Annotated in this window: 19 protein-coding genes and 1 pseudogene; 15 read left to right on the top strand and 5 right to left on the bottom strand. The window is 62.3% G+C overall.

The genetic code is table 11. The features are described from left to right. The first annotated feature begins 8 nt into the window (after nucleotides 1–8). The 12 genes from GON09_RS25395 (at nucleotide 9) to GON09_RS25340 (ending at nucleotide 14,322) form a co-directional block, all read left to right on the top strand. Nucleotides 9–854: an SDR family NAD(P)-dependent oxidoreductase gene (locus GON09_RS25395; RefSeq protein WP_213934778.1), complete on the top strand. Its 846-nt coding sequence runs from the start codon at nucleotides 9–11 to the stop codon at nucleotides 852–854. Between the two features lie 24 nt (nucleotides 855–878). Further along, nucleotides 879–2,252, top strand: a complete 1,374-nt coding sequence (locus tag GON09_RS25390) for an aromatic ring-hydroxylating oxygenase subunit alpha (protein ID WP_213934777.1) — start codon at nucleotides 879–881, stop codon at nucleotides 2,250–2,252. A 45-nt stretch (nucleotides 2,253–2,297) separates the two neighbouring features. Continuing rightward, the gene (locus GON09_RS25385) at nucleotides 2,298–4,139 is read left to right on the top strand and encodes a flavin-containing monooxygenase (RefSeq protein WP_213934776.1); all 1,842 of its coding nucleotides are present in this window, start codon (nucleotides 2,298–2,300) and stop codon (nucleotides 4,137–4,139) included. Nucleotides 4,140–4,170: 31 nt separating this feature from the next. After that, nucleotides 4,171–5,097, top strand: a complete 927-nt coding sequence (locus GON09_RS25380; protein WP_213934775.1) for an SDR family NAD(P)-dependent oxidoreductase — start codon at nucleotides 4,171–4,173, stop codon at nucleotides 5,095–5,097. Further along, nucleotides 5,087–6,799: a thiamine pyrophosphate-binding protein gene (locus GON09_RS25375; RefSeq protein WP_213934774.1), complete on the top strand. Its 1,713-nt coding sequence runs from the start codon at nucleotides 5,087–5,089 to the stop codon at nucleotides 6,797–6,799. The genes GON09_RS25380 and GON09_RS25375 overlap by 11 nt, the downstream gene beginning before the upstream one ends. A gap of 48 nt (nucleotides 6,800–6,847) precedes the next feature. After that, complete coding sequence (locus GON09_RS25370; RefSeq protein WP_213934773.1) at nucleotides 6,848–8,284, top strand: aldehyde dehydrogenase family protein; 1,437 nt, start codon at nucleotides 6,848–6,850, stop codon at nucleotides 8,282–8,284. Between the two features lie 108 nt (nucleotides 8,285–8,392). Continuing rightward, entirely contained in the window at nucleotides 8,393–9,226 is an 834-nt protein-coding gene (locus GON09_RS25365; RefSeq protein WP_213934772.1) for a TauD/TfdA dioxygenase family protein, read from the top strand. Continuing rightward, nucleotides 9,223–9,966: an SDR family NAD(P)-dependent oxidoreductase gene (locus GON09_RS25360; protein ID WP_213934771.1), complete on the top strand. Its 744-nt coding sequence runs from the start codon at nucleotides 9,223–9,225 to the stop codon at nucleotides 9,964–9,966. Before GON09_RS25365 ends, GON09_RS25360 begins: the two co-directional genes overlap by 4 nt. Before the next feature lie 91 nt (nucleotides 9,967–10,057). Then, nucleotides 10,058–10,657, top strand: a complete 600-nt coding sequence (locus GON09_RS25355; protein WP_244867020.1) for a carboxymuconolactone decarboxylase family protein — start codon at nucleotides 10,058–10,060, stop codon at nucleotides 10,655–10,657. A 161-nt stretch (nucleotides 10,658–10,818) separates the two neighbouring features. Continuing rightward, complete coding sequence (locus GON09_RS25350) at nucleotides 10,819–11,262, top strand: nuclear transport factor 2 family protein (RefSeq protein ID WP_213934770.1); 444 nt, start codon at nucleotides 10,819–10,821, stop codon at nucleotides 11,260–11,262. 640 nt (nucleotides 11,263–11,902) lie between these two features. Continuing rightward, nucleotides 11,903–13,051, top strand: a complete 1,149-nt coding sequence (locus tag GON09_RS25345; RefSeq protein ID WP_213934769.1) for an acyl-CoA dehydrogenase family protein — start codon at nucleotides 11,903–11,905, stop codon at nucleotides 13,049–13,051. Then, nucleotides 13,048–14,322 (top strand): acyl-CoA dehydrogenase family protein, encoded by a 1,275-nt coding sequence (locus tag GON09_RS25340; protein ID WP_213934768.1) that lies wholly within the window; start codon nucleotides 13,048–13,050, stop codon nucleotides 14,320–14,322. Before GON09_RS25345 ends, GON09_RS25340 begins: the two co-directional genes overlap by 4 nt. 319 nt (nucleotides 14,323–14,641) lie before the next feature. Here GON09_RS25340 and GON09_RS25335 read toward each other — a convergent pair. Beyond that, nucleotides 14,642–15,328 (bottom strand): annotated as a pseudogene (locus GON09_RS25335) (IS701 family transposase); the annotation flags it as partial. A gap of 2 nt (nucleotides 15,329–15,330) precedes the next feature. Between GON09_RS25335 and GON09_RS25330 the strand changes: the two are divergent. The 3 genes from GON09_RS25330 to GON09_RS25320 all read left to right on the top strand — a co-directional run bounded on the left by GON09_RS25330 (nucleotide 15,331) and on the right by GON09_RS25320 (nucleotide 18,599). Next, nucleotides 15,331–16,896, top strand: a complete 1,566-nt coding sequence (locus GON09_RS25330; protein ID WP_213934767.1) for an ISL3 family transposase — start codon at nucleotides 15,331–15,333, stop codon at nucleotides 16,894–16,896. 484 nt (nucleotides 16,897–17,380) lie between these two features. After that, on the top strand, nucleotides 17,381–17,944 hold the full coding sequence (locus tag GON09_RS25325) for a hypothetical protein (RefSeq protein WP_307854538.1): 564 nt from the start codon (nucleotides 17,381–17,383) through the stop codon (nucleotides 17,942–17,944). Nucleotides 17,945–18,212: 268 nt separating this feature from the next. Further along, nucleotides 18,213–18,599, top strand: coding sequence for a VOC family protein (locus GON09_RS25320; RefSeq protein ID WP_213934765.1), 387 nt, complete (start codon nucleotides 18,213–18,215; stop codon nucleotides 18,597–18,599). Between the two features lie 1,614 nt (nucleotides 18,600–20,213). Here GON09_RS25320 and GON09_RS25315 read toward each other — a convergent pair. The 4 genes from GON09_RS25315 to GON09_RS25300 all read right to left on the bottom strand — a co-directional run bounded on the left by GON09_RS25315 (nucleotide 20,214) and on the right by GON09_RS25300 (nucleotide 26,141). Further along, nucleotides 20,214–21,611, bottom strand: coding sequence for a 4-hydroxyphenylacetate 3-hydroxylase N-terminal domain-containing protein (locus tag GON09_RS25315; RefSeq protein ID WP_213934764.1), 1,398 nt, complete (start codon nucleotides 21,609–21,611; stop codon nucleotides 20,214–20,216). Nucleotides 21,612–21,867: 256 nt separating this feature from the next. Then, complete coding sequence (locus tag GON09_RS25310) at nucleotides 21,868–22,878, bottom strand: zinc-binding dehydrogenase (protein ID WP_213934763.1); 1,011 nt, start codon at nucleotides 22,876–22,878, stop codon at nucleotides 21,868–21,870. Nucleotides 22,879–22,961: 83 nt separating this feature from the next. Beyond that, on the bottom strand, nucleotides 22,962–24,578 hold the full coding sequence (locus GON09_RS25305; protein ID WP_213934762.1) for an AMP-binding protein: 1,617 nt from the start codon (nucleotides 24,576–24,578) through the stop codon (nucleotides 22,962–22,964). Between the two features lie 27 nt (nucleotides 24,579–24,605). Continuing rightward, nucleotides 24,606–26,141 (bottom strand): acyl-CoA synthetase, encoded by a 1,536-nt coding sequence (locus GON09_RS25300; protein ID WP_213934761.1) that lies wholly within the window; start codon nucleotides 26,139–26,141, stop codon nucleotides 24,606–24,608. Nucleotides 26,142–26,666 lie beyond the last annotated feature (525 nt).

Below are 26,666 nucleotides of genomic sequence, written 5' to 3'. Positions count from 1 at the left end.
ACCTGTTTATGGACAACGCGTTTGTAGATCTCACCGGTCGCATCGTAATAGTCGCCGGAGCTGCTGGGGGAGGGATCGGGACGTCGGTGACCAAGATGATCGCCAGTGCCGGCGCTACCGTCATTGCGGTCAGCCGTTCGTCGGAGAACCTCAATACCCATATCGATCCTCTTGTGGCAGAAGGGCTGTCGATCGTTCCGGTAGCTGCTGATGCCGGTACGGACAAGGGCATCGCGACGGTCATAGCGGCAGCCGCCGAGGCTGACGGGACGCTCTATGGCTTGGTCAATGTCGCCGGTGGCGCCGCTCCAAGCACGTGGATGCCGGCCACTCGGGTTACGCGATCTGATTGGCGAGATCTGTTCGAGCAGAACATCGAGCCGATGTTCTTCATGAGCCAAGCCGTGGCCGCCGAACTCAAGTCCCGAGGATTGTCAGGCTCGATCGTGTCGATTTCGTCGATCAGCGGAATGAACACCGCGCCCTTCCATATCGCATACGGCACAGCGAAAGCGGCGCTCGTCGCCGCAACCCGCACGATGGCGGTCGAGTTGGCAGCAGACAACATCCGAGTCAACGCGATCGCGCCGGGAGTGACCGCTACGCCTGCCTCGAGGACGTTTGTCGAAGAGGATTCGATCCGGGACCAGCAGGCCATCGCGATGGGCCGACGCGGCACACCTGAAGAGCAGGCCGGCGCAATTCTGTTCCTCCTTTCGGACCTCTCCAGCTACATCACCGGGCAGACGCTGCTGGTCGATGGCGGCGTGAACCTCAAGTGGTCCCATCTGGGTGCAGACCACACGTCCCTTTTTCTCAAGGACGAGGATTTTCGCGCCGCGATGACGCATTGAGCAACTATCTTCAAGGAGAATTTCATGACCGATCTTGTCGAAGACGCCGATCAGCAAGAAGTAGAGCCACTTTCCGAGCCGCTCAAACTCGGTGTGGAGGCTTACGTTTCGCGCGAGTACGCACGTGACGAAGCTGAGAAACTGTGGTCCAAGGTCTGGCAGCAGGTCGGGCGAGTCGAAGAGATCCCCAACGTCGGTGATTTTCTAACCTACGAGATCCTCGACGACTCGTTCATCATTGTTCGTAGCGCACCGGATACGATTCGCGCGCACTTCAACGTCTGCTCTCACCGGGGGCGCCGGCTCGTCGACACTCCTCCCGGAGAACACGAGGCACGGGGTCGCTGCCGAACATTTGTGTGCGGATTCCACGGATGGACGTATGACCTCGAAGGTAAGAACACCTGGGCCCCCGAGCGCGGCGACTGGCAGGGCGCTCTCACCGAACAGCAGAGCCGACTGCAAGAAGTACAGATCGACACCTGGGGTGGATGGATCTGGATCAACATGGATCCGGAGTGCGAACCCCTGCGGGACTACCTCGAGCCGGCTGCAAGCCTTCTCGAGCCTTTCGAACTGCACAACATGCGCTACCGCTGGCGAAAGTACTTGATTGCCGACTGCAACTGGAAGGTTGCGCTCGAGGCGTTCATGGAGACATACCACGTGCCGTATACCCACCCGGAGTTCATGAGTTTCGGTTCTTTTCTGGGGTGGTCCCGTGCGCAGGGAAAGCACAGCAACATCGGCTATGAGGCGCCGAAAGGCATGGAAGAAAACCAGGCCAAACTTCGGATCGGTAGCGGACCGGACGCCCGTATCTCGACAATGGAACTACAGAACTTCACGTGGGAAGCGGCCAACACCAACACCACGCTGACTCTGGTGGAGGCAGCTCAGAGGCTGGTCAACGAACTTCCCGAAGGCACACCTCCCGATCAGGTAATGAGGCACTGGCTGGATTCCGCGAGAAAAGACGATGCGAATCGCGGCGTCATCTGGCCCACCGTCGATCCTGAGATCGTGGCGAAGAGCGGTACCGCATGGCAGATCTTCCCCAACTTCCAGATCGGACATGCACCCAACAACATGCTGTGCTACAGCGCCCGACCGTACGGAGATGACCCCGACAAGTGCATCTTCGAAGCCGCTGTCTACGAGCTCTTCCCAGAGGGAGAAGAACCCGAAACACAGTGGGAACACACACCGGCCGACGACCCGAGTTGGCGAACGGTTCTACCGCAGGATTTCGTGAACATGTCTGCCGTCCAGCAAGGTATGAAGACGCGTGGCTTCTCGGGGCCCAAGCCGAATCCATACCGCGAGCGCAGCGTTGTCAACCTCCATCACAACTTGGCTCTCTACATGGGTAACCAAGGTCCGTCAGACCTTCTCTGATCTCGCCGGCTCAACCATCCAGCCCGACATTCCAAGGAATTACACATGCAGAACTGCGAACCTACGCAGACCCCAGACATTGACCGAACCGCGCTCCGCGAGAAATATCTGGCCGAGCGCGACAAGCGTCTGCGGCCCGAAGGTCAAGCGCAATACCTCGAGACGAAAAAAGAATTCCGGGACTTCTATGAAGAAGATCCGTACACCCCGGTCGTTCCACGCGAGCCGATCGTCGAAGACGTCGAGGTTGCGGTGCTGGGAGGTGGCTTCTCCGGCCTCATCGCTGCAGCCCGCATCAAGGAGGCCGGTGTCGAAGACGTCCGCATCATCGACCTTGCCGGTGACTTCGGTGGAGCCTGGTACTGGAACCGGTACCCTGGAATTCAGTGTGACTCGGACTGTTATGCGTACTTGCCGCTTCTCGAAGAAGTCGGGTACATCCCGAAGGAAAAGTATTCGCACGGTGATGAGGTGTTCGAACATTGCCAGCGGATCGGGAAGCACTTCGGGCTCTACGAGAATGCAATCTTCAGCACTCTGGTTCAAGAACAAGTGTGGGACGCCGAGATCAGTCGTTGGCATCTGCGCACCAACCGCGGCGACGACATCCGCGCACGCTACGTGGTCATGTGCCAAGGACCATTCAACCGGCCGAAGTTGCCTGGCATCCCCGGGATTTCAGACTTCAAAGGTCATACGTTCCACTCGGCGCGCTGGGACTATGACTACACCGGCGGTGACATGCATGGCGGTCTGGACAAACTCGCCAACAAGCGCGTTGCCGTTATCGGCACCGGTGCCAGCGGCGTCCAGATCGTGCCTCACCTCGCCCGCTCTGCGCAGCACCTGACGGTCTTCCAACGGACACCGTCTTATATTTATGCCCGCGGAAACGTGCCGACGGACCCGGATTGGGCCGCCACACTGCAGCCGGGTTGGCAGGAAGAAATCCGTCGGAATTTTCACACCGGCGCCTTCGAGGCGTACGCACCGGGTCAACCGGACCTCGTATGTGACGGGTGGACCGAGGTCAGCCGAAATGTGCAGGCGTATCTCGACGAGACGAATGGTTGGGACACACTAACGCCCGAAAAGTTCATGGAGCTCCGCGAGGAGCATGATTACAAGGCAATGCAGCGTGTTCGTGACCGCGTCGACCAGATCGTCGAGGATCCGGAAGTTGCAGAAATCCTCAAGCCGTACTATCGCTTCCTTTGCAAGCGCCCGTGCTTCAATGACGAGTATCTGCCGGCGTTCAATCGCGAGAATGTCACCCTGGTGGACGTTTCGGGTACAAAGGGCGTCGAGCGCATTACCGAGAAGGGCCTCGTTGCCAATGGCGTTGAGTACGAAGTGGATTGCATCATCTTCGCCAGCGGTTTCGAGATCACTACCGACCTCGATCGTCGTCTGGGAATCGAACCCTATATCGGACGCGATAACCTCTCGCTCTACGACCATTGGCGTGACGGCTACAAGACTCTGCACGGCACAATGAGTCACGGGTTCCCCAACCAGTTCTTCACCGGCTTCATACAGGGGGGAGTGACCGCGGCGACGACGGCGATGTTCGAGCAGCAGGCCAACCACATCGCTTACATCATCCGTCAGGCCCGTACGAAGGGATTCACCACGGTGGAACCAACTGCGGAAGCCCAGGAACAGTGGGGCGTGACGATCCGGGAGGCCGACATCGACAACAGCAACTTCCAACGCGAATGCACTCCGGGCTACTACAACAACGAGGGTGAACAGAGAATTCGTTCTTACCTGGGCGAACCATTCTGGGGCGGATTCTATGTGCTCGAAGACATGCTTGCGGCGTGGCGTGCAACAGGTGAGATGCCTGGAATTCAGACCGACAAGATCGGTGCCGACGCTCTGTGAGCCTGCATATTCCGCGAAAGATTAGGCAGAAATGACTGACCTCAGATTTGACGGACGCGTCGCAGTGATCACCGGCGCAGGACGCGGCTTGGGCCGCGCCTACGCGTTGCTGCTCGCAGCTAGGGGTGCAAAGGTGGTAGTCAATGATCCCGGCAGCACCATCGGCGGTGACAATGAAGACACAGGCCCCGCCGACGAGGTCGTTCAACTGATCAGGTCGAACGGCGGTGAGGCAGTCGTGTCGCTCGACTCCGTCGCGACCCCCGAGGGCGGCCAAGGGATCATCGACACCGCAGTTTCGAACTACGGCCAGGTCGACATCCTCATACACAATGCCGGGAACAACCGTTACGCAACGTTGTCGGAGATGACGTACGACGACTTCGACGCCGTCCTCGACGTTCATCTGCGAGGCGCGTTCCACGTGGTCCGACCGGCGTTTCCGTTGATGGCCGAGGCCGGATACGGCCGCGTCATTCTGACGGGTTCGATCGGCGGGATCTACGGCAACAGGCGGATCGCGAACTATGCCGCCGGCAAGGCAGGCGTTATTGGCTTATCCAATGTCGTTGCTCTCGAGGGGGAGTCACGAGGGATCAAATCCAACGTAATCCTGCCCGGCGCGCTGACCCGACTTGCCGAGGATTATGACACTTCGTCCTACCCTCCGATGGATCCGGCACTCGCCGCACCGACTGTGGGTTGGCTCGCGCACGAGTCGTGCTCCATCACCGGCGAAATCCTGTCGTCGATCGCCGGCCGCGTATCGCGAGTCTTCGTTGCCGAATCGCCGGGTGTGTACCAACCGTCGTGGTCGATCGAAGATGTCGCCGAGCATATCGACGAAATCCGGAGCACCGACGACCCATGGATTCTGCCGGTTGTTCCGTCGGCGCATGCAGACCACATCAGCAAGAGTTTTGAGATCGCCACGAAGGGCACCACGCATGTCAGTTAAGGTGTACGAACGAATCCTGGACCTGTTCGAAGCAGAGGGAATCAACACCCTGTTCGGTGTTCCAGACGCGAACTTCGTCCATATGTTCCGCCTTGCGGAAGAGCGTGGCTGGACTGTGGTCGGGCCACATCACGAAGAATCCGGCGGCTTCATGGCCGAAGCCGTATCGCGAATGACGGGCAAGCCCGCCGTGTGCATCGGAACGGTCGGGCCGGGGGTCGCCAACCTGGCGGGCGCGATGATGTGCGCCTTGGTGGAGAATTCACCGATTATCTTCATCGGTGGCCAGCGCGCACGCGTCACCGAACAGCGGGTGCGTCGCGGGCGTACTCAGTTCGTCAAGCAGGCGCCGCTCTTCGATGCGTCGGTCAAATACAACGCGAGCATCGAATACGCCAATCAGACCGACGAGATCGTCCACGAGGCGATGCGTAAGGCGCTCTCGGGAACGCCGGGCCCTGTGTACATCGAATTCCCGACCAGCATGGTCACGGAAGAGTTGGACGTGCCGCCGGCAGGGGCGCCGTCGACTTACCGGCTCGTGAACCAGACGGCGGGACAGGACCGTATCGATGAAGCGGCCCGATTGATCGGTGCCGCGAAGCAGCCGATCCTGCTCATCGGGCACGGCGTCCATACTGCCCGAGCTGCTGAATCTGTGAGGGCCCTGGCCGACCTCATGGCCTGTCCTGTCATTCAAACCTCGGGTGGCACATCCTTCATCGAGGGACTTGAGGACCGCACGTTCCCCTACGGGTTCTCGGCTGCGGCAATCGACGCGGTGGTCAAGTCCGACTTGTGCTTGGCAATCGGTACCGAGCTCGGCGAGCCAGTTCACTTCGGCCGCTGGAGGCACTGGGTCGCCAATGAAGAGAATCGCAAATGGATTCTCATCGAACAGGATCCAGAGGCCATCGGCGTCAACCGCACCATCGATGTGCCGCTGGTCGGAGATCTGAGGGCAGTCGTCCCGCAGCTGGTCGAGGCATTGAAGGACTCGCCCCGTAAGGCTTCGCCGGAGTTGGAGGGCTGGATCAAGCAGGACGCCGCGCAGTTGGCCGATCTGGCCGAGACCGCACCGTCCGGAATGTCTCCCGTACATCCGGCACGGTTGATCGTCGAAGCTACGAAGGCATTTCCGTCCGACGGCATAATGGTTCGCGACGGTGGAGCGACGGTCATCTTCGGATGGACATATTCGCAAGCCAAACCGCACGACGTCATGTGGAACCAGAACTTCGGTCATCTCGGTACAGGACTTCCCTACGCGATCGGTGCGGGAGTGGCCGATGGCGGTAAACGTCCGATCATGTTGATCACCGGTGATTCGGCATTCCAGTTCCATATCTCGGAACTGGAGACCGCCGCTCGGCTGAACCTGCCCCTGGTGTGTGTTGTCGCTGTCGATTACGCCTGGGGTCTGGAAGTTGGTGTCTACAAGCGCGTCTTCGGGGAGGGCTCTCTCGAGACGGCTGTGCACTGGGATGAGAACACTCGCCTGGACAAGGTCGCGGAGGGATTCGGCTGTTTCGGCGAGTACGTAGAACGCGATGAGGACATCGCCCCTGCGATCAAGCGTGCTCTTGCACAAACGAAGCCGACCGTAATCCATGTGGCGGTCGATCCCAAGGCGAACTCGGAAGAGATGCCGAGCTACGACGAATTCAAAACTTGGTACTCCGAAGGATCGGGATACCAATGATTTTCCCGGCAGTACATCCGGAGAACACGAGCAAGGAGATGATCTGCCGTGCGTGAGTACCTCAAATTCTACATCGGCGGCGAATGGGTCGAGCCGGCACAGAAGTCGACCTTCGACGTTGTCAACCCGGCAACAGAAGAGATCGCGGGTACGGTGGCGTCGGGCTCGGCAGCCGATGTCGACCGCGCCGTCGCCGCCGCGCGGAAGGCGTTCGGCACTTGGTCGCAGACGAGTGTCGTCGACCGAGTGCTGCTGCTCCAGCGAATTCTGACGGAGTACCAGAGACGTGCCGATGATCTCGGCGCGGCGCTCATTGAGGAGATGGGCGCACCCAGTGCGCTGGCAAATGGTTTCCAGGTAGCCCTCGGGGCGGGACAGTTGACCTCGGCGATAGATGTGCTGGAGAACTTCGTCTTCGAGGAGGAGCGGGGAAATTCGCTGATCGTCAAGGAGCCGATCGGCGTCTGCGGCCTTATCACTCCTTGGAACTGGCCCATGAACTTGATTGCCGTCAAGGTCTTTCCGGCTTTGGCGACAGGTTGCACCATGGTCCTCAAGCCGTCGGAGCGTTCGCCTTTCACCGGTCATATCTTCGCAGAGATCCTTGACGCCGCCGGAGTGCCGGCCGGTGTGTTCAACCTCGTTCAGGGCGACGGGCCGTCGGTCGGTGTTCCGTTGTCCGGCCATCCTGATGTCGACATGGTCTCGTTCACCGGTTCCACCAGGGCCGGCATCGCGATTGCCATGAATGCTGCTGAAGGCGTCAAGCGGGTTACCCAAGAGCTCGGAGGCAAGGGTCCGAACATCATTCTCGACGATGCCGCCTTTGCCGAAAACGTCCGCAAAGGCGTGGTAAGCATGATGGTGAACTCGGGCCAGACCTGTAGCGCACCGTCGCGCATGCTGGTTCCTGCCGCGCGGATGGAAGAAGCCGTCGAGGTGGCGAAGGCGACGGTGCCTTCAATCTCCGTTGGCGATCCCAACGGCGATTTCGTGATCGGTCCTGTGGTCGCAAAGTCGCAGTATGATGCGATTCAACGCCTGATCCAGCAGGGCATCGATGACGGTGCAACGCTCGTCGCTGGTGGTCTGGGAAGGCCGGAGGGTCTGGACAAGGGGTTCTACGTCCAGCCGACCGTCTTCGCAGATGTCAAGAACGACATGACTATTGCACGTGAAGAGATCTTCGGACCTGTTCTGACGATTCTCGGGTATGACAATCTCGACCATGCCATCGAGATCGCCAACGACACCGAGTATGGGCTTGCCGCATTCGTGGCAGGCGAAGATCTCGCTACTGCACGTTCGGTCGCTCGCCGCATCCGAGCGGGTTCGGTTGCAATCAACGACGGATTCGACTTTGCAGCCCCGTTTGGTGGTTACAAGAAAAGTGGAAATGGCCGGGAGTGGGGAGAGTTCGGCTTCGAGGACTATCTCGAGGTGAAGGGCATTCTCGGATACACACCTGCTCCGGTTGCAGAGTGATCTTCCCTCGGTGGTTTGCAATACGTCGCCTGAGACGAAATCCGGGTGTACTGACTGACCACGGGGTCGATTGGTATTGCCATCAATAATCAGCCATAAGGAGTGATAATGCCTGAACTTGCCACGAAAAAGCTCGGTGAAACCATCGGGGCGGAAGTTCTCGATGTGGACGTCAACCGTCTGCTCAATGACGAAGATCTTCCGGCCGCACTTCTCGATGCTCTCGAAGAGCACGGTGTGCTTCTCTTCCGTGAAGTCAATCTGGACGATGAGAGCCAGGTGGCCTTCGCGCGCCGCCTCGGCACCTTGGTGAAGTTCCCGAATGTCCCGCCGGCGGCAGACGAGATCATGGAAGTCAGTTTCGATCCGGCCAATGGCAATGCGGAATACCTCGCTGCGAATGCTTTCTGGCATATCGACGGTCTGCTGGATGAGGTCGTGGCGAAGGCATCGATTCTCACCGCTCGTGTGCTCTCCGAGAGCGGCGGTGAGACCGAGTTCGCGAGCACTTACGCTGCGTACGAAGATCTGTCGGATGACGAGAAGGAGCGATACGCGGACCTTCATGTGGTCCACACCTTCGAAACACAGCAGCGATTGTCCTACCCGGATCCCACGCCTGCACAGCTCGCGGAGTGGGCTTCGCGCAAGCCGCGCACGCACCCGCTCGTCTGGACACACGAATCCGGGCGCCGTTCCTTGATCTTCGGAAACGGTGCCGCCGAGATCGTCGGGATGGACCCGGAAGAGGGCAAAGCCCTGCTGAAGGAGCTCGAGGCAAAAGCTACAACACCGGACAAAGTCTTCCAACACACCTGGACGGTGGGGGACATGGTCATCTGGGACAACACTGGTTGCGTACACCGCGTGCTCCCGTTCGACAAGAGCAAGCCTCGGATCATGAACCGTACGACCCTCGCCGGACGGGAGCCGATCAAATGACCGCCCGCACCGCAATCGTCACCGGTGGAGCTTCCGGTATCGGAGAAGCCATCTCCCGTCGACTCGCCAAAGAAGGCAAACAGGTCGCCATCTTCGACCTGAACGCCGAAGCTGCCCAGGCCACCGCTGCGTCCATCCAAGAACAGGGCGGCAATGCAATCGGTCTGCAGGTGGACGTGACCGACCGGGCCGGCATTGAAAGCGCGGTCGACAAGGTCAGGTCGAATCTCGGTCGTCCGTCCATCCTGGTCAACAGTGCCGGACTCGCACTCGACGGCCCGTTCCTGGAAACCACCCAGGAGAGCTGGAAGACGTCTATCGCCGTCAACCTGACCGGCACCTTCGACTGCTGCCAAGTCGTTATCCCCCACATGGTGGACGAAGGCTGGGGACGCATCGTCAACATCTCTTCGTCGAGCTTCCACAGCGGAGCCCCAGGTCTTGCGGGATATGTCGCAGCCAAATCAGGCGTCGTCGGACTGACCAAGGTCCTCGCACGAGAATTCGGAAAACTCGGCATTACGGTTAACACCGTTCCACCGGGGTTCATCGATACCCCGATGTTCCGCCGTACCGTCGATTCGGGTTTCGTGGATCTCGCCGCCCAGACTGCGGCAACCCCGGTCGGCCGGATCGGCGAACCCGAAGACATCGCCGTCACATGTTCGTTCCTCATCAGCGAGGAAGCCAGCTACATCACCGGACAGGTCTTCGGTGTCAACGGCGGTCGAAATATGTAGTGCCGCCGTATCACAACATCACCTCTATCTCGAGAACGCCTGACCAACACCTGCAGTATTTGTTCGCGGGGTGCTCAGATGAGGCCCGGAAATGAAAGGAAATGAACTGATGTCCCGCCTATCACCGTTACTGCGCGAGGAATGGTCTACCGAATTCGCTGAAACAGTCGAGAGCTACCGGAGCAATGTTCGTGGGGCGAAGCCCGCGTCGAACAGTCAGTCCGGCAACAATCTGTTCGGCGTTTTCGCCTACCACCCGGACTTGATCAGTGCTTTTCTGAAGTTCAACGGGTACTTGCTGTCATGCTCTTCCTTGACGCTGCGGGACCGCGAACTGATGATCCTGCGTGTCGCCTTCCTCCAGAAGTGTGAATACGAGTGGGCTCAGCACGTGATCATCGCGGGCCGGGCCGAAATCTCCGATGCCGAGATCGCTCGAGTGAGAGACGAACCGGACTCGTCCGAGTGGACCGATGCCGAGAGGGCGCTCTTGGGTTCGGTCGACGATCTCCTCGGCGGCGGCAAAATCAGCGATGACAACTGGGCGGTCCTCTCGAAGAACTTTGACACTCAGCAATGCATGGATCTTCTCTACACTGTGGGTTGCTATTCGATGTTGGCGATGGTTATGCGATCACTCGACGTCGCACCTGAAGAGGGGCTCGTACCTTACCTTCCCAGCAACTGGTAATACCCTCTCGGCGGTCGATGCGAGTCGGCCGCCGAAACGGGGGTTTCTGCAGCAACCAAGGTGTACACGCGGAAAGCAGTGGACTCGTCGGCCGCAAGCGGGCGGGGTCTGTTTGCATTCTGTGTGGTCCGCTTTCCGCCACATAACAACTGGGGTCGCAAATGATTTCTGAAGAAGAGCTCAAAGCCAAAGATGCAATCAATCGCTTGATGCTCGCCTACTGTTCCAATATCGACAAGGGTCAGCTTGACGATATGGCTGCACTGTTCAGCAGGGGAACATGGATCCCGAGTCCAGGGAGTCCGCTGAAGGGGCGAGACGCAGTCGCGGGCTTCCTCAACGATTTTGTTATCCTCTACGACGGCGTCCCGAAGACGCGACACGTCATCAGCAATGTGCTGATCGACCTTGCCGATGATGTTAAGAGTGCTACCGCCGAGTCTTACGTGATCATCTACCAGGCGGTTGATGATTCGGGTCCGCAAATCATCTTGCAGGGCTACTACAACGACACCTTCACGCTCGATGACGGTGTGTGGTACTTCAACGAACGTCACGTCTATGCGGACGGTATGGGCGACGTATCGAAACACATCAGAAGCTAACCTCGACCCCACCTCGAGCGGGACTGCTGCACGGATCGGTGACATCTTGAACTGTAGTGCTGTGAGGCACTGTTAAAAGGATGGACCCCGTGCCCAAGCCGTACCTTGGAGAGTTCCGCGACGACGTCGTGCGGTTGGCCCGAAACCGTGAACCGGTTCGGCACCTCCGGCAGATCGCCGCGGACTCCGGCATCAGTGAATCGTGTCTGACGACTGGATGCGCGCCGTTGGTGTCGAGGCTTGCCTGTCAGCCCTGCTGCCGGTGGTTCGCTGACCCGGCTACCGGCGCTGAACTCCTGAACTCACATATCTTTAAGTACCCAACTCAATATCGAGGTCGTAGACGGCGGTCGAGCACCGCAGCGCGCCGGCACCGGATTTTCCAGAGGTGAGCAGGGTGGCGGTGACCAGCTACGAGGAGTCCGAAGCGGAGATGTCCAGCAGTCCGGGACCTCCGGCAGCAGCGGACTTGCCAGGGTGAACCGCAATGCCGGCGCCACGCCCGTGTCCAGCATCCAGTGCGTGGTGGTCTCGCACAGCTCGGCGAAAGGATTATCCTTTACAGGATGCGAGAATTATATTCTCGTTATTGAGATTAAGGCACTCCTTTGGTGGGTGCCGCCGAGACGAGAGGCACTGCATGCTGCTCGAACCCACGCCCGACCAGGACTTCTTCCGAGACACCACCGCACGGTTCCTGCAGGAACGCACCCCGGCCGCGGTGCTGCGGGACCTGCGCGACGACGCCGCCGGATACGACGCAAGCTTCTGGCGTGCCGGTGCAGAACTCGGCTGGACCAGCCTGCTCGTAGACGACGAGCACGGCGGCGGCTCCATCAGCGACTCTGGACTGCTCGACCTGACCTTGATCGCATACGAGTTCGGCCGGCGCGCTGCCCCCGGACCGCTCGTCCCCACCAACATCGTCGCGGCCCTGCTCGCCAGGCACGACAGCCACCCCGACACCCTCGCCGGACTGCTGGACGGCTCCGCTACCGGCGCGTGGTGCACCGCCGAACCCGCCCCCGGGGCCCGCGCCGCCACTGCAGCACTCGAGATCACCGTCGACGGTGACGAGGTGATCGTGCACGGCACCAAACGCCCCGTCGAGGCGGCAGGCACCGCCGAGGTGCTGTTGGTGACCGGTCGCACCGGCGAGGGGCTCAGCCACGTCCTCGTGCCCCGCGACACTCCCGGCGTGACCGTCACCGCGATGCGCTCGGTGGACCTGACCCGCCGCTACGCGAAGGTCGACTTCGATGGGGTGCGGCTTCCCGCGAACGCATTGCTCGGTGCCGCCGGCAACGGTGCCGCCGACGCCGAGTATGCCCAGCATCTGGCGATCGTGCTGGGCTGCGCCGAAACCGTCGGGGCACTGCAGACGGCGTTCGACACCACCGTGGCGTGGGCGTTCGACCGGTACTCGTTCGGTCGGGCCCTTGCCTCCTACCAGGCCATCAAGCACCGCTTCGCGGACATGAAGATGTGGCTCGAGGCGTGTCACGCGATCAGCGACGCCGCGGCCGCCGCGGTCGCGGTGGACGCTCCCGACGCGGCGCGACTGTCGAGCGCGGCGAAAGCCTACATCGGCGATCATGCCGCCGACCTCATGCAGGAATGCGTGCAGTTCCACGGCGGAATCGGCCTGACCTTCGAACACGACCTGCATCTGTACACCCGGCGCGTCGCCGCGAACCGATCCACCTACGGCACCCCCACCGAACACCGCAGAGTGCTCGCCGACGCCGTCATCTCAACCGCCGCCCCGTCGAAGGAGAGCGCACAGTGACCCAGACCGATGTCGGGATCGAAACACTCGACGAGTTCCGCGCCCGCGCCCGCACCTGGATCCGCGCGAATCTCGCGCCCGCCGATCCCGCCGCCCACATCGGTGTGCTGCGCAAGGAAACTTCCGACGATGACGAACTCGCCGCGGTCGACCACAACCGCGCACTGCAGCGGGCGATGTTCGACGCCGGGCTCGCCGGGGTCAGCATTCCCCGCGAGTACGGCGGACAGGGCCTGACTCCCGCACACCAGCGCGTCCTCAACGACGAACTGGCCGGTTTCGAGTATCCGGCACGTCTGCAGGCACCTACGTTCGTGCCGTGCGCAGCGGTGCTCCTCGACTTCGGCACCGAGGAACAGAAGAAGCAGCACATCCCGGCGATCCTGCGCGGCGAGGAACTGTGGATGCAGATGCTCTCCGAGCCCAGCGGTGGTTCCGATGTCGCGGGCGCGGTGACCACCGCGGTGCGCGACGGCGACGACTGGATCCTCAACGGCTCGAAAATCTGGACTACCGGCGCCTGGTGGTCCGACTGGGCGTTGTGCCTGGCCCGCACCAACTGGGATGTGCCCAAACATCGCGGGTTGACGGTGTTCATGGTGCCGCTGAAGGCCGAGGGCATCGAGGTGCACCGCATCGAGATGCTCAGCGGGTCGAGAGAATTCTGCCAGGAGTTCATGACCGACGTGCGGATCCCGGATAGTTACCGGATCGGGGAGGTCGATGCCGGCTGGAACGTCGGCACCCGCTGGATGTTCCACGAACGGATGCTGTTGCGCTCCCCGTACGCGACAGTGCCGGCCGGCAATAGCCGCGGAGGCTCCCGTACCGAGGAAGTCCTCGATGTCGCCCGCGACGCTGGGCGCCTCGACGACCCCCTCGCCCGTGATCTGATCGGCGAGACGGAAACACTCGAACTGGTAAAGAATGCGCTGCAGCAGCGCGTCGGACAGGCCATGACGACCGGCGCGATGAACGACCAGGCCGCAAGCATTCTGCGGTTGATGCACGGGGACGTCGCGACCCGGATTACCACGATCATCTACGAGATGACCGGCGCCGGCGGCGCGGCGTGGGACGACGACGACGGCGCGGTCGTCGAACGCGGCACCGACTTTTTGATGCGGCAGTCGTTTACCATCGCCGGTGGCACCACCGAGATGGCCCGCAACACCATCAGCGAGCGGGTGTTGGGGATGCCGCGCGAACGCAGCCACGACCCGAACGTCGCCTTCCGCGACGTGCCCCGCGGCGCGCCCGCCGGCGGATGACCTGTCGGCGTCGCACGCTCACCGGCGGGTGTTCCGTAAGGTGGCCGCGTGCCTGAGGGGAGTCACCACCACACCGTCATTCGCTGACCTGGGGGTTGAGGCTCATCCGAGCGAAGAGTCACGCTAAGTACTGCAACGACAGTTTGGGATGTCGCCGTTTGTAGTGACTGACGCGAGCTCTGGCCTGACCGACGCGACGCCAGTTCGACCAGTGCCACACATGGATGAGGGCGTTCCGCACAGGACACACGACACGATTGAACAGTCGTCGAATTTCGTTGACCGTCAGAGGAATCAAGAACCAGGACCGGTTGCAGAGCCCTTTTTGAGCGTCTCGGCGCAGAATCGTCAAAAACGCGGCCGCGGCCATCGACAACGTGATGTGCCGATACCAGGCGGTGTAACCCCGGACCTGGTAGTGGTCGTGCCCGGTCTCGTTCTTCGCGGTCTGGAAGCACTCCTCGATCGCCCACTGACTGGCGGCCACCCGCACCAGTTCGGCAAGCGGGGTCTCGGCGGGCCGTAGCAGATGTAATAGGCGATCTCGTCGGGATCGGTGAGCGACCGACAGGCCAGCAACCAATGACCGCGGCCCGGTTCACGGATGGGCCGGATCGGGGCGGCCGTCCAGTCGTACACCCGTGCTCCGTGGACACCATCACCGCACGACAGTCGTTGCCACGCCGACGCCTCGAGCTCTGCGATCACAGTGTGGGCGCGGCGCTGTCGCAACTGCATCGACACCACCATCTCCCGACTTGGGCATCGCCAACACGTGCGCCACACCGCGGGATTCGAGCCACATCCGCAGGCGGCTGACCTGCCCGTAGGCATCGTCGGCGGTGACCCACCCGAACGGGACACCGGCATCGAGTGCGTGTCCGAGCATCGTTGAAAGCGGACATGCCAATCTGGATCTGGCGCACTTTCCGTGAAGCCTCTGGCGTGTCGCTGACCTGCACCGACATCGGTGGTTGAGGATCGTCCGGGTGCGCTGAAGACGGCGGGATGGACTTGTTCCCGCATTTGGACAGTGTCGATGTTCTCGACGTCCGGCGGGTAGGTGCGACCATCCGCATCGAGGCTCGGCCGCGGGGTGAGCGGGCGTCGTGCCCACGTTGTGCCGGCGAAGCGCGTCGCGTGCATTCTCGGTATCGTCGGCAACTGGCCGATACCGCAATCGGTGGGTATCCGGTCCTGATCGACATTCGGGTCCGCCGATTCTTCTGCGACACGACCGACTGCGCCGCAAAGACCTTCACCGAGCAAATTTCGGGTTTGACGCTTCCGTGGAGCCGGCGCACGCCCGCAGCGGCGGCCATGATCGAGGCGATCGGATTGGCGGTGGCCGGACGGGCCGGCGCCCGGCTCGCGAACCAGCTCGGCGTCGCGGTCGGCCGCGACACCGTGCTGCGAACCGTTCGGGCGATCCCCGATCGGCCCGTCGAGGAGGTGCCCGTTCTGGGTATCGACGACTTCGCGCTCCGCCGGGGCCATGTCTACGGCACCGTCGTCATCGACATGACCACCCGTACCCCGATCGATCTGTTGCCCGACCGCACCGCGGACACCGTCGCGACGTGGTTGCGTGGCCGTCCCGAGGTCCAGATCGTGTGCCGGGATCGGGCCGGCGCGTACGCCGACGGCATCGGCACCGGCGCTCCTGAGGCCACCCAGGTTGCCGATCGTTGGCACCTGTGGCACAACCTGGTGGGTGCGGTGGAGAAGACCGTCATTCGCCACCGCGCCGACCTGCACACCCCCACCGAAACCACCGTCGTCGGACCGAACCGAACGACGCCGCCTCCGAGCACCGGGCCGGTCGAGAACCGTATCGTCACACGCACCATCGAACGCCACGCTGCCGTACACGAGTTGCTCACCCAGGGACGCACACTCTCCGACGTCTCGCGCATCCTGGAACTGGATCCCAAGACGGTCCGCCGCTTCGCCCGCGCTTCCGACGCCCACGCCTTGATCTCCACTGCGCGAAAGGGCCGCAGCATACTCGACGAGTACGCGCCTTACCTGCGTGAACGCATCGATGGCGGGTGTCTCGACGCCGCACGGCTCACCCGCGAGATCACCGCACTCGGATATCGGGGCAGCGCCAAGACCGTCGCACGATTCGTCTATCCGCTGCGCGATGCGGCCGCCCCAGCGCCGCCGCGCCCCGCCGCGCCGAGCGTCCGGCAGGTCACCGGATGGCTCACTCGCCATCCCGATCGTCTCACCGACGAGGACCGCACCGGCCGACAAGCCCTGCTTACGCGCAGCCCGGCGTTGGCCACCACCTGCCGGCTCGTGCGGGACTTCGCCGAGATCATGGTCGGCCGACGCGGTCACAAGGTGCAGGAGTGGATCGCCCGCGCCCGCCGCGACGGCGCGCCCGCGTTGCGGTCCTTCGCGGCAGGCTTGCTCCGTGACCTCGATGCCGTTACCGCGGGACTGACTATGGCCTACAGTTCCGGCCCGGTCGAAGGGCACGTCAACCGAATCAAGATGCTCAAACGACAGATGTACGGGCGAGCCAACTTCGACCTGCTCCGCAAGCGCGTCGTCCATTACGTATGAACAAGTGCGCCAAACGAATCACGGAAAGTGCGCCAGATCCACGCACTCATGTCCCTTGACAATCGTGTGGGCCAATTCGGGATTGGTCGCGAACTCGACGTCGTCGTCGATGCCGGCATCGCGACACCGATCGCGGTCCTCGGTCCAGGACTTCTACGACTCCGACCAGAATTTCTGACCACCTCCGGAGGTTGGATCTACTCGCCGGCAGGACCGCCTCCGGACCGAGCGGGAATCGGCCGTGTCGAATCGACTCACCTCGGCGGCTCCTGGTACGAATTCACCGCGGTATGGGACGAATGTTCCGGTCAAGTCCCGACCGGTTGTCCTTGATCGCGGCCTGGCAACAGCGCACGTCGGATCATGTTCCCACCGTCAACCGGGTGCGCAGTCGATTTTGATGCTCCGCGCACCGGACCGGGGCAGTTCGGCGGTCAGCCATGGCAGGGATACTGACCGAGTGGGCATCACACGGTGTGACGATGTGAGTGCGGCGCGGTGGATCGAGGAGCGGCCCGAGGACTGGAGTCGGCTCGCCGCACGAGGTCCGGTCTGTTTCGACCGGTATGCGCGTCTGCGGATCGTCCCGGACCCGAGCTATCCGGGCCAACGCGAGGGTGAGGCTCAGCGTGACCCTGGTGCGTTGCACGACACGGATCAGATCGGGGTCGTCCTGGCCGAATTGGCGCGCTACACCGGGACACCGGACGATTGCTACTTCCTGGTCTGGGACGGGTGGCCGAGCTTTCGCCCCGACGATCCGATGCCGAAGATATCGATCCCGAACCGCGACTACTTCCTGTTCCGCGGCACGCTCGCGGACTTTTCCGACTGGAACAACCGGATCGAAGCGTTGCTCGACGACAACGACGCGCCGACACCGGCATTCGTGTGGCCGGCCGATCGGGCCTGGTGCGTGACGTGTGACGTCGATCCGCACTTCGCGACGATCGGCGGATCCGCCGAGGCGATCGCCACGCTCGTGGCCCTCGAGCAAGTTGATGTCGTCGACGACGATCCGGACCGGGAGCCTCCCTACTACTTCTGAGGACCCGACCAGGTGGGGGTTAGAGGTGCTGTGGCCGACATGCCGTGCACGCCATCGAAGGGCATGCGATCTCGCAGGTCACCTCGCCGTACTCGAGTCCGGCGTGTCGGGTCCGGTCGAAAAGTGAGCAGTTCGCCCGGGAGGTCTCAATAGCCGGCGCTCAGCTCTCTAGTCGACGTGCACCCAGGAGGGGTGAGCCCTTCTCACGGGTGTCGGTGATTCGGTCTACCGTCGAATCGGGCAGGTTCACCTACAGGAGGAGGCCGTGATGAGTGGCCGAGTGGTGCACTTCGAGGTTCCTTTCAGCGACGGGGACCGAGCACGCGAGTTCTACAAGCAGGCGTTCGGCTGGGGCTACCACGAGATGCCGGAGTTCAACTACACCGGCGTGTCGACCGGTCCGGCGGCCGAGAATGGGATGCCGGCCGAGCCGGGTTACATCGGCGGTGGCATGTTCGAACGGGAGCCGTCCTTCCCTCGGGGGCCGGTGATCACGATCGACGTCGAGAGCATCGACGACACTTTGGCGGCGATCACCACTCTCGGCGGTGAGCCGGTGGGGGAGAAGACCGCGGTCGGCGACATGGGGTACGCCGCCTATTTCAAGGACACCGAAGGCAATGTCATGGGTTTGTGGGAGACGAAGACGTCCTGAACGTCAGCGTTCGGCGACTCGACGGGCGAACGGGTCGCCGCGTCCCCGCGCAGCGCCTTCTCGATCCGCCCGGGCGAACTGGCGTGCAATGGTGAGGGCAGGTCGGGGCGGGCGAACCAGCGGACGTCGAGGTTCGACGCGGCACTCGAGGTTCGACGCGGCGCTCGGTATTTTCCTACCTGGGCTGCGGGGCAGCCGTATTCGACAGGGGCGGCGAGGAGGACACCGATACCGCTCGTGCCGTCGGGCCCCATGAATGGTCGGTCGCCCGCGTTGCATCGCTACAACTACATGGGTGTCGATCCCGCGAGCACCTGTGAACTTCTGCAGCCGAGCCCATGACGACCGGGAGCCCGGCCCCGGGGTCCGTGACGACCGGGGGAACGACTCAGTGGCGCCTGCAGAAGCGCGCTCGTGGGCCCACTGCGGGGGGTGTGTTCAGCGTTCGGTGCGGCCACTGTTCGCGTGGACATCCTCGGGCTCCTCGACGTCAGCGATGCACCCCGGAGGTTGACGACGGTCTTCGCCACCACCAGTTGCAACACCATCGGCATCGCCACAGACGCTCAGAGATGTATCACCCATACCGCTTCGATAAAAAGCGTCCCATAACCGAGACCACTGCAGAATGCCTCGACCGGATCGTCGAAATCTACCGTGACGACACCGCGCACGTCGTCGCCTACGCGGGCGTCGCCTACCACCTGACCCCATGCTGCGACGCTTCCGCCACAGGCTCGATGGGCAGCATCGTGTGCCGGTCCTGTTTTCGGGAGGTCTGCTCGAGGTACGGGATGGGTTGGGCGCTACCGAACGAGCATGCCGACGAGTTCCTGCCCGGCCGGCTGATGCGCGTCGGCCTTCGCTATCAACTCACTCCGACCCAGATTCTGCACGAACTTCGCGTGCCGAGGAGTCCGACGGGATACCAGCTCGTTCTCGAGCATCTGAGCCTGCACGCTCGATGGATCGTTGCATACATACCTCGGTGTCCCTGCCGGTGCTTTGCTGACCGCGGTGTTCGGTAGTCCGATGGAGGCCGCCGCGGCACGGTACCTGGTGCACCACTGCCAAGTTCGGACCGACGGGGGAGGATCACGCTACTGCGCCCGATGTCTGGCCGAACCCGATTCGTGGTGGCGAGCGGACTGGGCCAATCCGTTGCTGCCGCTCTGCTTGCGCCACCAGGTCTACCTGCAGTCGGTGTACCCGGGCTGCGGGCAGGCGCCGTGGACTGGGACCACATGGATGCGCCCTGGCCCCACCGTGGCAGTGCCCGCAGCGCCAACCCAGCGACCCGACCCGGCGACCGGGAAGTGTGAGACCGGTCTGCCGCACGACCTGTGTGAAGCTCCGGCCCTCCCCGCACCGGCGAAGCTGTGCACCGCCAGCAGACTCTGATCGAATTCGCCGCCATCGCCGACTTCCAGCCGAGCAGACGGCTGCGCTACGGCACCACCGACATGCTCATCGGCGAGGTGCTCGACGAGTTGTGCCGCCGTTTCGTCGAGACAGTCGGACTTCGCTCGAGTCGGAGAGACCGATCCGAGCCCTCAGCCGAAGTGGGGAGCTCAGGCTGAGGGCCACAGCCCAATCCGTCTCTGTTGAGCCGCTCTAGATTCCGACCAGGTCACTCACGTAGCGCACCGCACGCTCCGGGTCGTACGACCGCGCGATCTGAGTCTTCTCCGCCTCAAGCGAACCCTCAGCATGTGTCGCGAGCACAGATTGGTAACCGCCCCAGGTGCCAGTGCAGATGTCACCGATCAGGTTCAAGAGCCGCATGCGCTGTTCTGCGGGTACGGCACCGGCGAGATACTTCTCAAGGACCTTGCGGGTGTCGTGGTCCGCCCAGTCATCGCTCCCGGGGCCGGTAACTACGAGACCGCCGGCCAAATCGAGCAACGTCGCGGTGGCGGCATGGAAGCCGTGCGCGAAGTGGTACTTGGCCATGTTGACCGCCAGCGGGTCCGGGAGCTGGATGTCGTTTCCACCCGGCTGCGAGCGCAGCGCCGAAAGTTCAGCTAGTCCCCGGACGGTCTCCGCGTAGGTCACCAATTCGGTGATCTTGCTCTTCACATGTCCCGCGGCGGAAATGCCGTTCGCGTCGGCCATGAGTTTGGCGGTGCCGACAAGAATATCGAGCAGCGGCAGTTTGTAGCTGACGGCGGTGAAGCGGTGGTAGTCGACGAACGCGATCGCGAGCGGTCCGGCGGTCTCGGGCTCCCTGTTCAGAAAGACGCGTTCTTTGGGGACGCGAACGTCGTCGAAAACGGTCAGCGATTCGAGCAATTTGTGCTGGGAGGAGATCGGGTGCTCGAACGGGTCGCGCTCACCGTGCAGGTAGGGGGAGACGTACAGCGACAGCCCCGGGGTGTCCATGGGGATCGCGAAGCTGACGGCCCAATCCGCGTCAGCCGCACTCATCGCGCGGGTGGGCAGGACGATCAGCTCGTCGGCGTTGGCGGAAAATGATGTGTGCACTTTCGCGCCACGAACAGTGATCGTGTCCTTGTCCTCGTTGACGATACGAAGGTAGAGGTCGGGATCTTTCTGCTTGTGGGGCGGCAGGGACCGGTTGCCCTTTACATCGCTCTGGGCGACGGCCAGCGCGATATCGTTCCGGCAGCAGTGGTCGTAGAATGCGCGGGCGTTCTCGAGTCCGGGGCCGTCGAGTGCACGGAGCAGTCCGAACAGTGCGTCGCTGCCGACCTCCTTGAGGACGATGGTGCCCGCACCCATCCGGGACACGGCTTCGATGAGCTTGCCGCGGTTGATGATGTCTTCGGTGGTCCGCGGGAGCTTGTAGAACGCGGTGTACGGGCCCTGCCCGTCGTCAGCAATGGCCAAGTCCGGGTGTGTGGTGGCTATCTCGTACGCGAGGGCAGAGTGACTGATGGCCGGGCGGAATTCATCGAACTCGGTGACATCACCGATCCGCTCACCGCGATAGATGACCGTGCGCTTGTCGCGCAAGCCTGCCCGGTATTGCTCCGGATTGCGAATTCCCATGGGAATCCTCCTGTTGTGTTGAATAATTCGCGCGCAGCCAAGCGGCGGCGAGCGGATTGGTTGAGGTTTCGGGTGTCGGCGGCAAGTCAACCGGTATGGGCGTGCCTGCCATGTGTCGCTCAGAAGCTGGCTGTGGGTCCACATTCCCGTCACCGGCAAGAACGGGTCAAGCCTGCAAATGGTGTACCTCGCCTTCGGTGAGCGATACAGGAGGTACGAACCCGTTGCGCGTTGTGATGTCTGTGGAGGCGAGCCGTTAGGGAATCAAGACAAGCCTGATCGGGTCACCGTCCTTGTCTTCAAGTCGTCGGACAGCCTCGGCGGCCTGCTCGAGTGGAAGATGCGCGGAGATGGAAGTGGACAGGTCGAGTCGCTTCCAGTCGACGAGTCTGACGAGTTGCTCGACGTGTGGCGGCAGATATCCGTAGTGGCCGAGGATCCGGTGTTGGTGTGCGATGAGAGCGACGCTGTTTTCGACGGTGAACGGTCTGCCGCTCAGCCCAGTGATGGTCAGACGCCCGCCGCGGGCGAGCAGGGGCAGGATCTGCTCGTCGACACCAGGGAAGCCTGCAAAGTTGAAGGCCACGTCGAGTCCATGGTCCCCGCTGACCTCGCGAAGTTGTTCGGTGAAGTCCGGGGCTGTGGGGTCGAGTGCCGCGTCGGCTCCACGGTTCAGTGCATTGGTACGCGCTGCGGCGAGTGGGTCGACGGCGATGACCGGGGCTGCGCCAATCATGCGCAGCAGTTGAATGGCGTGGATTCCGAGGCCGCCGACACCCCACACGGCTGCCGCTTCACCGGCTTGTGTGTTCGCTGTATGCGATATCGCTGCCCAGGGTGTCGAGACGGCGTCCGGGATGATGCAGGCCTGGTCGAACGGGAGGGTATCGGGTATGGCGACGAGTACCTCTTGCGGGACGACGACGTATTCCGCCCAGCCGCCGTCGTAGTCGACACCCATTGTGTCGACACCCCAGGGCTTGGAGATGATCGCTTGGAGGGTGACCCGGTCGCCCTCCTTCCACTGTTCGACGTGGGAGCCCAGAGCCTCCACGGTGCCGGCTACTTCGTGACCGAGAGTGCGGACGGCGGTGGCATTGCGCAGCGGGCTGACCAGTCCACTGATCAAGTGGACGTCGGAAAGGCATACCCCAGCGGCGCCGACCTTGATCCGGACCTCACCTGGACCGGGCTCGGGAACTGGGACTTCACGGACCGCAAACTCCTTGGTGCCGAAGTCGATTCGTCCGGACTTCATGGTACGCATAGGCTCTCTTTCCAGTGTAGTGACCCAGCAATTCCGGGCGTCCGTAGTAGTGGGTAATGGCGGTCACGCCGCGTTTTCGTCGGCTACGGGTTCGCGAGTTGCGCGGTGGCGAGTTCACGCAGTTCGACTTTGCGGATCTTGCCGGTGACGGTCATCGGAAATTCATCGACGACTCGGACGTATCGGGGGATCTTGTAGTGGGCGATCTTCCCGGTGCAGAACTCACGGATATCGGAGGCAGTAGGGTGGCGTGCGCCGTCCTTGATGCGTAGCCACGCCATGAGTTCTTCCCCGTACTTCTCGTCCGGAACTCCGACGACTTGAGCGTCGAGAATGTCGGGGTGAGTGTAGAGAAACTCTTCGATTTCGCGGGGATAGATATTTTCGCCGCCGCGGATCACCATGTCTTTGATGCGGCCCGTGATCTGGACGTAACCGCCGTCGTCCATGATGGCGATATCACCGGTATGCATCCAGGAATCGGAATCAATTGCTTCCGAGGTTTTTTCGGGATCGTTCCAGTAGCCGGCCATGACGCTGTAGCCTCGGGTGCACAATTCTCCCGCGGTGCCCCGGGGGACCGTTTCACCGGTGGCGGGGTCGACGATTTTGATCTCGAGGTGCGGAGCGACGCGGCCGACCGTCCCCACCCGCTGCTCGAAGGTGTCGGCGGCGGTGGTTTGCGTCGAAACCGGTGAGGTTTCGGTCATTCCGTAGCAAATAGCCACATCGCGCATGTTCATCTTCTCGATGACCTGCCGCATGATCGATTCGGGGCAGGGGGATCCCGCCATGATGCCGGTGCGCAGACTGGTCAGGTCGAAAGAGTCGAGGTTGTCGAGTGCGAGTTCGGCGATGAACATCGTCGGCACCCCGTAGAGGGACGTGCAGCGCTCCACCGAGACGGCATGCAAGGTCGCGGCCGAATCGAAGCCCGGTGCAGGGATGACCATGGTAGCGCCGTGCGTGGTGCAGGCGAGGTTGCCCATGACCATGCCGAAGCAGTGGTAGAAGGGCACCGGGATACAAACTCGGTCGTTTTCGGTGTACTGGAGGTTTTCCCCGACGAAGTAGCCATTGTTGAGGATGTTGGTGTGGGTCAAGGTGGCGCCCTTGGGGAAACCTGTGGTACCCGAGGTGTATTGGATGTTGATCGGGTCGTCGGGGAGCAGGCGGCGGGCGATCTTGTCGAGTACAGGCGGGGAGGCGGTGGTTGTCGCGAGAGCTGTCCAGGACTCGGTGCCGATGACGATCACCTCGTGAAGGTCCGGGCAATTGTCGCGTACGGCGTCGAGCATCGCGACATAGTCGGAGGTCTTGAAAGCAGGTGCGGCGACCACTGTGCGGATGCCGGCCTGATTGAGGACGTATTCGAGTTCGTCGACTCGGTACGCGGGATTGATGGTGACCAGGATCGCGCCGATGTGCGCGGTGGCGTACTGCACGAGGGTCCACTCGGCGGTGTTCGGTGACCAGATACCGACACGGTCACCCGGGCGGATGCCGAGTTCGGTCAGTCCGGTGGCGAGTCGATGTACGTCCGATTCGAACTCGCTGTACGTCCAGCGGCGGCCTGTGGTGACTTCCACCAGTGCCTCGTGGTCGGGGTAGGACATCACGGTGCGGGCGAGGTTCGCGCCGATCGTTTCGTGGAGCAGAGCGGGGACAGTGAGGCCTTGGGCGTAGGCAAGTGTGGTCATGGCGGCTTCTCCTCGGGGAATTGCGTGTCAGGCGAGCGTGATGCGATGTTTGGCGAGCTTTCCGGTGGGAGTGCGGGGCAATTGCTCGACGAAGGCATACCGGCGAGGCCGCTTGTAGCCGGCGAGGTGTTCCTGAGCGTGTTCGCGCAGGGCAACTTCTGTGCCTTCGAGGTCGCGGCTGGCCTCCGGGGTGGGTTGCACGAGAGCTACAACCGATTCCCCCATTTCCGGATGGGATTCGCCAATGACGGCGATATCGAGCACCCCCGGGTGCATGGTCAGGCAGTTCTCGATTTCTTGCGGATAGATGTTCACGCCGCCGGAGATGATCATGAACGATTGGCGGTCGGTCAGGTAGAGGTAGCGGTCCTCGTCGAGGTAACCCATGTCCCCGGTGGTGGTCCAGTTCGGATGGTGCGGGTGCTGGGCCTTGCGGGTCTTGTCCGGGTCGTTGTGGTAGTTGAACGGCAGTTCGTCGCGCTCGAAATAGACCACACCGTTCTGTCCCGGTGGCAGTTCGGTGCCGTCGTCGGCGCAGATGTGAACGATGCCGAGCACTCCGTCGCGCCCCACGGAACCAGGCTTGCGGAGCCATTCTTCGGAGGTAATCAGGGTCATTCCGTTCATTTCTGTCGAGGAGTAGTACTCGACCAGGATCGGACCCCACCAATCGATCATGGACTGCTTGACCTGGATCGGGCACGGCGCGGCGGCATGGATCGCGACCTGCATCGACGAGACGTCATAGGAAAGGCGCATCTCGTTGGGAAGCTTGAGCATCCGCACGAACATCGTGGGCACCCATTGACTGTGCGTGACCTTGAAGTCCTGGATGTTCCGAAGCGCGGTCTCTGCATCGAAGCGGTCCATGACCACGACGGTGCCGCCCAGTGCCTGTACCGCGGCACAGGTGCGCAGCGGTGCTGCATGGTAGAGCGGAGCCGGCGACAGGTACACGCTGTCGGCGTCGATGGCCCATCGGCCGGCGGCCAGTGCGGTAAGGGTGTCGCCCGGTTCGTGGACCTGCCGATCGGGCAAGATCGGGACGATGCCTTTCGGTCGACCCGTGGTGCCGGAGGAGTAGAGCATGTCGGCGCCGCGGGGTTGATCTGCCGGTGCCGTTGTCGGCATGCCGCAGACGACTTCGTCGAGCGGGGTGTGTCCGGTAGCGGTGCCCCCGAAGACCACTCGGTGCCGTACCCGCGGGGTCTCCCGAATTAGCCGTTCGTCGGTGGCGAGGTCGGCCAGAGAGGCCGAGACGATCAACAGATCGGCGTTGCAGTCGTCGACGATGTATGCGACCTCGGCTGCGGTCAGGTGAGTGTTGACAACCGTGATGAACAGTCCACTGCGCATCGCTGCCCAGTAGATATCGAAAATCCGCGCTTCGTTGGTGGAAACAAGCGCAATATGGTCACCTCGCCGCAGTCCAAGACTGCGGAAGTAATGCGCGATCTGGGCGGAACGGTGCTCGAGTTCTTCATAGGTGACTGTCTCTCCGGTGGGGGCCATGATGACGGCCGGCTTGGTGGGGGTGGTCGCGGCATACACGCCGGGATACATGGCTACTCCTCGGTGGGCGAGCTGCCCGGTCGGATCCGAGCTGCGTGGGTGGAACGGAAACGAAGGATCTGAGCTTCTGCCTTCTGTCCGGTCTGGGCCGGAACGTCGGCGACGATGCCTGGGGTAGGTGGACCACGCGAGGGTTAGCGCCTGGTCCATCGGTTATCCGGGGGCGGGGGCTCGTGCGGGGGAGATGAGTGCATGCTGCAAATTCCTTGCGCGACAGGTGATTGACGAAAGTTTGGTGTTGTGAGGTGCGCGCCGGCCGGTAGGCCGTGAACGTGCTTCATCGATGTGTCGTGGTGGGACACATCCAAGAGCGCGGTGCTGATTCGATACTGCGATGATCATCGCTTCCGATCTCCCTCTTGTGATCCACGACTCAATATGACACAGTGTTCTTAGAAAAAGACAACCTGTCAAATATGTAGCCGATGTGGCCGGAAGTACCCCGCAAAGGGGCCGGACCGAGAACAGCGGTCGCCAGCCCGAGTTGCCGGTCCTGCTGACCGGGCCGGAATTCCC

Source organism: Rhodococcus sp. B50 (assembly GCF_013602415.1).
In the GTDB taxonomy this organism is placed as follows: Bacteria; Actinomycetota; Actinomycetes; order Mycobacteriales; family Mycobacteriaceae; genus Rhodococcus.
This window is presented reverse-complemented; position numbering and strand designations above follow the sequence as displayed.

Coding starts and splice junctions, on each gene's coding strand:
- GON09_RS25395 (WP_213934778.1), top strand. CDS start 9: ATGGACAACGCGTTTGTAGATCTCACCGGTCGCATCGTAATAGTCGCC.
- GON09_RS25390 (WP_213934777.1), top strand. CDS start 879: ATGACCGATCTTGTCGAAGACGCCGATCAGCAAGAAGTAGAGCCACTT.
- GON09_RS25385 (WP_213934776.1), top strand. CDS start 2,298: ATGCAGAACTGCGAACCTACGCAGACCCCAGACATTGACCGAACCGCG.
- GON09_RS25380 (WP_213934775.1), top strand. CDS start 4,171: ATGACTGACCTCAGATTTGACGGACGCGTCGCAGTGATCACCGGCGCA.
- GON09_RS25375 (WP_213934774.1), top strand. CDS start 5,087: ATGTCAGTTAAGGTGTACGAACGAATCCTGGACCTGTTCGAAGCAGAG.
- GON09_RS25365 (WP_213934772.1), top strand. CDS start 8,393: ATGCCTGAACTTGCCACGAAAAAGCTCGGTGAAACCATCGGGGCGGAA.
- GON09_RS25360 (WP_213934771.1), top strand. CDS start 9,223: ATGACCGCCCGCACCGCAATCGTCACCGGTGGAGCTTCCGGTATCGGA.
- GON09_RS25355 (WP_244867020.1), top strand. CDS start 10,058: ATGAAAGGAAATGAACTGATGTCCCGCCTATCACCGTTACTGCGCGAG.
- GON09_RS25350 (WP_213934770.1), top strand. CDS start 10,819: ATGATTTCTGAAGAAGAGCTCAAAGCCAAAGATGCAATCAATCGCTTG.
- GON09_RS25345 (WP_213934769.1), top strand. CDS start 11,903: ATGCTGCTCGAACCCACGCCCGACCAGGACTTCTTCCGAGACACCACC.
- GON09_RS25330 (WP_213934767.1), top strand. CDS start 15,331: ATGGACTTGTTCCCGCATTTGGACAGTGTCGATGTTCTCGACGTCCGG.
- GON09_RS25320 (WP_213934765.1), top strand. CDS start 18,213: ATGAGTGGCCGAGTGGTGCACTTCGAGGTTCCTTTCAGCGACGGGGAC.
- GON09_RS25315 (WP_213934764.1), bottom strand. CDS start 21,611: ATGGGAATTCGCAATCCGGAGCAATACCGGGCAGGCTTGCGCGACAAG.
- GON09_RS25310 (WP_213934763.1), bottom strand. CDS start 22,878: ATGCGTACCATGAAGTCCGGACGAATCGACTTCGGCACCAAGGAGTTT.
- GON09_RS25305 (WP_213934762.1), bottom strand. CDS start 24,578: ATGACCACACTTGCCTACGCCCAAGGCCTCACTGTCCCCGCTCTGCTC.
- GON09_RS25300 (WP_213934761.1), bottom strand. CDS start 26,141: ATGTATCCCGGCGTGTATGCCGCGACCACCCCCACCAAGCCGGCCGTC.